This window comes from Arthrobacter sp. NPDC080086, assembly GCF_040702285.1.
Genome location: NZ_JBFBKP010000028.1, coordinates 46,699 through 52,041, shown reverse-complemented (window position 1 = coordinate 52,041; position 5,343 = coordinate 46,699). Strand labels below are relative to the sequence as shown.

The window sequence follows — 5,343 nt, the reverse complement described above, 5'->3', positions numbered from 1 at the left end:
TGGCCGCCGTCGTTCGTGCTGCGTGCGGTGGCGGCTAGATGCTGCGCACCGCGATCACGGCGTTGTGGCCGCCGAAGCCGAAGGAGTTGCTTAGCGCGACGATGTTGCCGGCCGGGAGGGCCCGCTCTGAGGTCACGACGTCCAGCGGGATCTCCGGGTCCTGGTTTTCCAAGTTGATGGTGACGGGAGCCTTGCGTTCGTGCACGGCGAGGACCGTCAGGACCGCTTCCACGGCACCGGAGGCGCCCAGCAGGTGGCCCATCTGGGACTTGGTGGCGGAGACCGCCACGTTGTCCACGTGGCTGCCGAGGGCGGCCTTGAGGGCGGTGTACTCGGGCTTGTCACCGACCGGGGTGGAGGTGGCGTGCGCGTTGACGTGCACCACGTCCTCGGCCTGGATGCGGCCGTCGAACATGGCTGCCTTCAGCGCGCGGGTGGCGCCGAGGCCCTCGGGGTCCGGGGCGGTGATGTGGTACGCATCGGCGGTCACCGAGGTGCCGGCCAGTTCGGCGTAGATCCGGGCGCCGCGGGCCAGGGCGTGCTCCTCGGCCTCGAGGACCAGGGCGCCTGCGCCCTCGCCCATGACGAAGCCGTCACGGTCGCGGTCGTACGGGCGGGAGGCGTGCTCGGGATCGTCGTTGCGGCGGGAGAGGGCCTGCATCGAGGAGAACGCGGCGATCGGCATCGGGTGGATCGCGGCTTCGGCGCCGCCGCAGACGACGACGTCGGCCTTCCCGGAGCGGATCAGCTCCAGTCCCATGTGCACGGCTTCGGTGCCGGAGGCGCAGGCCGAGACGGGGGTGTGGGCGCCGGCCCGGGCTCCCAGGTCCAGGCTGACCGCAGCGGCGACGCCGTTGGGCATCAGCATCGGAACGGTCATCGGCAGGACGCGGCGGGGGCCCTTTTCGCGCAGGGTGTCCCAGGCATCCAGCAGGGTCCAGACCCCGCCGATGCCGGTGGCGAAGGCCACTGCCAGGCGGTCGTGGTCGATGCCGTCGATGTTGGCGTCGGCCCAGGCCTCACGGGCGGCGATCACGCCGAACTGGGTGGACGGGTCCATGCGCTTGGCTTCGACCCGGCTCAGGACCTCGAGGGCGGGGGTGGAGGCGCGGGCGGCGAAGTGGACGGGCAGCTCGTACTTGGCAACCCAGTCGTCTTCGAGCGTATGCGCGCCGGAGACGCCCTTGAGCGCGTTCTTCCACATTGTGGGGACATCGCCGCCGATGGGTGTGGTGGCACCCAGACCGGTGATGACTACTTTGCGTGCCATGGGATCACTCTTTCGTCGGTGCGCGTGCCGCTTACGGTGCCAGCCAGGGCGCCGGGGCCTGCGTAGGAAACTCGGTGGTCAGTCAGTGAATCGGGGGAGCGCCGGGAGCCGCTGTGTCAGCGGCACCCGGCGGCCCGCGGTACCGCCCCCGTGGGGGACGGTGCCAGGGACCAGGCGGAATTAGGCCTGGGCGTTGGCGATGAAGTTGACGGCGTCGCCGACGGTCTTGAGGTTCTTGACCTCTTCGTCCGGGATGCGCACGCCGAACTTTTCCTCGGCGTTGACCACGATGGTCATCATCGAGATGGAGTCGATGTCCAGGTCCTCGGTGAAGGACTTGTCCATTTCGACGGCCTCGGGGGCCAGGCCGGTCTCTTCGTTGACGATTTCGGCCAGGCCGGCCAGGATCTCTTCGTTGTTAGCCATGGTGGCTCCTTCTTTTGTTGGTGCCATCGGCCGCCGGACGGGTCCGGAGCGTTGGGCGGAGTGGTTCGGGCCGAGGGTTCGGCCCGGTGGGGGAATCCGGGCTGCCTGCCGTGCCGGCACCCGGGAAGTCACGGTGGACTACGGCAGCACGATCACCTGGGCGCCGAAGACCAGCCCGGCGCCGAAACCGATCTGCAGGGCCAGTCCGCCGCTGAGGCCGGGGTTGTCCTGCAGCAGCCGGTGCGTGGCCAGCGGAATGGACGCCGCCGAGGTGTTGCCCGCCTCGGCGATGTCCCGGGCGATGATGACCGATTCCGGCAGCTTGAGCTGCTTGGCCATCTCGTCGATGATCCGCATGTTGGCCTGGTGCGGGATGAAGGCCGCGAGGTCCTCGGCCTTGACGCCGGCGGCGTCGAGGGCCTGCTGGGCCACCTTGGCCATTTCCCAGACCGCCCAGCGGAACACGGTCTGGCCGTCCTGGCGCAGCGTGGGCCAGAGCGCGGCCTCGGTGACGGCGGCTTCGCCCTCGCTGAGGGCGCCCTTGCCGGCGGCGTGGTCGCGGATGTCCAGCATCGAGTGGGTCATGCCGATGGCGTCCCACTTGCTGCCGTCCGAGCCCCAGACCGACGGGCCGATGCCCGGGGTGTCGGAAGGGCCGATGACGACGGCGCCCGCGCCGTCGCCGAGCAGGAAGGAGATGGTGCGCTCGGTGTTGTCGATGACGTCGGAGAGCTTCTCCGCGCCGACCACCAGCACGTACTTGGCGGCACCGGAGCGGACCAGGGCGTCGGCCTGGGCGATGCCGTAGCAGTACCCGGCACACGCGGCGGAGATGTCGAAGGCCGGGGCCGGCGTGGCACCCAGGCGGTCGGTCAGGCTCGCGGCCGCGGAGGGGGTGGCGTAGGGGTGGGTGACCGTGGAGACGATCACGGCACCGAGCTCGGAGGGGTCGACGCCGGCGCGTTCGAGGGCCTCGCGGGCGGCGCCCTCGGCCATGTCGATCACGCTGACGTCTGCGGGGGCGCGGTGCCGGGTGACGATCCCGGTGCGCTGGCGGATCCACTCATCGGAGGAGTCGATCCACTGGCAGACGTCCTCGTTGGTGACGATGACGTCGGGACGGTACGCGCCGACGCCCAGCACACGGGTGCCGTTCTGCAGGGGAGCCTGCTTCAGCGTAGGAGTGCTCATTTTCCTCCCTCAAGTTCTGCGAATAGTGCCAGGGCATCGGACAGATCGTCCGGTGTCTTGACGGTAACAGTCTTCACGCCGGGCATGCCGCGCTTGGCCAGTCCGGCGAGGGTGCCTGCCGGTGCCAGTTCGATCAGGCCGGTGACGCCGCGCTCCACCAGGGTCTCCATGCAGCGGTCCCAGCGGACCGGGCGGGAGACCTGGGCGATGAGGCTGTCCACCGCGGCGCCGCCGTCGGTGACCTGCGCGCCGTCGAAGTTCGAGAGCAGCGGAACCTGCGGGTTGCGGGGGTGAAGCGTGGGGCGCAGCGCCTGCAGTGCGGCGACGGCGGGGGACATGTGGGAGGTGTGGAACGCCCCGGCAACCTTGAGCGGGATGACCCGGGCCTTGGCCGGCGGCTTGTCCGCGAGGGCCTTGAGCTGTTCGAGGGTGCCGGCGGCGACGGTCTGTCCGGCGCCGTTGACGTTCGCGGGGGTCAGCCCGGCGGCCTCGATGGCTGCCAGGACCTCGGCGGGGTCGCCGCCGACGACGGCGCTCATGCCGGTCGGGGTGGCGGCGGCCGCGGCGGCCATGCCGTTGGCGCGTTCCCGGACGAAGGTCATCGCCTCGGTCTCGGTGAGGACACCGGCCAGCGCGGAGGCGGTGATTTCGCCCACCGAGTGCCCGGCGAGGATGACGGGGAGGGTTTCGAGTTCGACGTCGAACAGGGCCTTCGCGGCGACCAGTCCGGCCGCGACGATCAGCGGCTGCGCGACGGCGGTGTCCTTGATGGTTTCCTCGTCGGAGGTGGTGCCGTGGGCGGTGAGGTCGATACCTGCTATTTCGCTCAGGGAGGCCAAGTGGCCTGGGACGGAGGGCAGTTCCAGCCAGGGGGCCAGAAAACCGGAGGTCTGGGAGCCCTGTCCAGGGCAGACGATTGCAAGCACGTATCCAGCTTTCCAAATGCCGCGTGATTCATCGGTACTTTCATGCACCAAGCTCACTGGGTCAGTTTGTAGGAAGTCTACAACCTCTCAGCCGCCGCTGCGGGATGGCTGACGCTCCACGGCGGGCTTCGGCGGGGTGGAGAGACGCCCCACCACGAGGGCCGCCTGGAGCACGAACGCCTCCCGCGGGATCAGCGGATCCCAGCCGGTCACGTCGCAGACCCGCTTGAGCCGGTAACGGACCGTGTTGGCGTGGACGAACAATTCCCGGGCCGTGGCCTCGAGCGAATGACCCAGTTCCAGGTAGGTCCCCAAGGTCTCCACCAGCCCGTTCGAGGCGGCCAGGAGGGGCCGGTAAATGTTCTTCACCAGGGATCGGCGGGCCGCGTCGTCGCCGGAGATGACCCGCTCCGGCAGCAGGTCGTCCGCGGCCACCGGGCGGGGGGCCGAGGGCCAGGCGCGGGCCGCGGTGAGGCCGGCGAAGGCGGACTGGGCGGAGCTGCTGGCCTCCGGCAGGGAGGCTGCCTCGGCGCCGTACACGACGGGACCGGGGGCAAAGAGTTCGCTGAGTTTCTGGCAGGCGGTCTCCCGGTCCTGCACGCCGCCGAGGATCAGGATCAGCCGATCGCCCTGGATTCCCACCAGGGCGTCCTCGGCGAACCGGCCGGCGGTGCGGCGCAGCTCGCTGACGTAGCTGGCGCTGGGTTCCGAGGGCGAATTGCCCACCATGACGGTGAAGCGTTCCTGCGCCTTCCAGCCCAGGGCCGCGATCCGGGACCGCAGGGCGTCGGTGTTCTCTCCGCGCAGGATGGCGTCGACGATCAGGGCTTCCAGCCGGGTGTCCCAGGAGCCGCGGGTCTCCGCGGCGCGGGCGTAGACGTCGGCGGCGGCGAAGGCGACCTCGCGCGAGTAGCGGAGCACCGCCTCACGCAGGGCGGCCTGGTCCGCCTCGGGGGCGATGATCGGGACCTGCTCCTCGACCACCTCCACCACGATCCGGATCAGCTGGAGCGCCTTCTGCAGGCTGATGGAGCGGGTCAGTTCGGTGGGGGCGGTGCCGAAGACGTCGGAGAGGATCCACGACGGCGAGCTGGGCCGTTCGAACCAGGTGACGAAGGCGGCGATGCCGTTCTGGGCCACCATGCCGAGCGCGGAGCGTTCGTCGGAGTTCAGCCGGCTGTACCAGGGCAGTGAGGATTCCAGCCGCCGCAGCGTGGTGGTGGAGAGCTGGCCGACGCTGGAGCGGAGCTTCTTCAGCGTCTCGGCCTTCTCCGGGGACAGGGTCCGGGCGGCGGATTTGCGCTGCGCGGGGGTGGGGGTGGGCTCTGCCATGACAACGAGCATACGGCGCCCGCCTGACAAGCTCCATTTGTGCGAAGGCTACAACTTGCTTTGGGCTGGATCACACGGCGCGACCGCCGTGGTTAAAGCCCGACGGCGGCCCTGCGTCGGTCTCTTCGGGATCGGGCTCGTCGATGGCGTCCCAGATCAGGCGGGGGTCAAAACAGCGGGCGGCGAACATGGTCAGCA

5 protein-coding genes are annotated in these 5,343 nt (G+C 70.0%); all 5 read right to left on the bottom strand.

All coding sequences use genetic code 11. The features are described from left to right. Positions 1-34: 34 nt before the first annotated feature. Positions 35-1,270, bottom strand: coding sequence for a beta-ketoacyl-ACP synthase II (fabF, locus tag AB0305_RS11620; RefSeq protein ID WP_290257559.1), 1,236 nt, complete (start codon positions 1,268-1,270; stop codon positions 35-37). Positions 1,271-1,450: 180 nt separating this feature from the next. Then, the gene (locus tag AB0305_RS11615; protein WP_290257560.1) at positions 1,451-1,696 is read right to left on the bottom strand and encodes an acyl carrier protein; all 246 of its coding nucleotides are present in this window, start codon (positions 1,694-1,696) and stop codon (positions 1,451-1,453) included. Positions 1,697-1,834: 138 nt separating this feature from the next. Continuing rightward, positions 1,835-2,887 (bottom strand): beta-ketoacyl-ACP synthase III, encoded by a 1,053-nt coding sequence (locus AB0305_RS11610; RefSeq protein WP_290257561.1) that lies wholly within the window; start codon positions 2,885-2,887, stop codon positions 1,835-1,837. Next, a complete protein-coding gene (locus tag AB0305_RS11605; RefSeq protein ID WP_364135057.1) occupies positions 2,884-3,813 on the bottom strand; it encodes an ACP S-malonyltransferase in 930 nt (309 codons plus the stop codon). The genes AB0305_RS11610 and AB0305_RS11605 overlap by 4 nt, the downstream gene beginning before the upstream one ends. An 87-nt stretch (positions 3,814-3,900) precedes the next feature. Beyond that, the gene (locus AB0305_RS11600) at positions 3,901-5,145 is read right to left on the bottom strand and encodes a helix-turn-helix domain-containing protein (RefSeq protein WP_364135060.1); all 1,245 of its coding nucleotides are present in this window, start codon (positions 5,143-5,145) and stop codon (positions 3,901-3,903) included. Between the last annotated feature and the right edge of the window lie 198 nt (positions 5,146-5,343).

Coding starts and splice junctions, on each gene's coding strand:
- fabF (WP_290257559.1), bottom strand. CDS start 1,270: ATGGCACGCAAAGTAGTCATCACCGGTCTGGGTGCCACCACACCCATC.
- AB0305_RS11615 (WP_290257560.1), bottom strand. CDS start 1,696: ATGGCTAACAACGAAGAGATCCTGGCCGGCCTGGCCGAAATCGTCAAC.
- AB0305_RS11610 (WP_290257561.1), bottom strand. CDS start 2,887: ATGAGCACTCCTACGCTGAAGCAGGCTCCCCTGCAGAACGGCACCCGT.
- AB0305_RS11600 (WP_364135060.1), bottom strand. CDS start 5,145: ATGGCAGAGCCCACCCCCACCCCCGCGCAGCGCAAATCCGCCGCCCGG.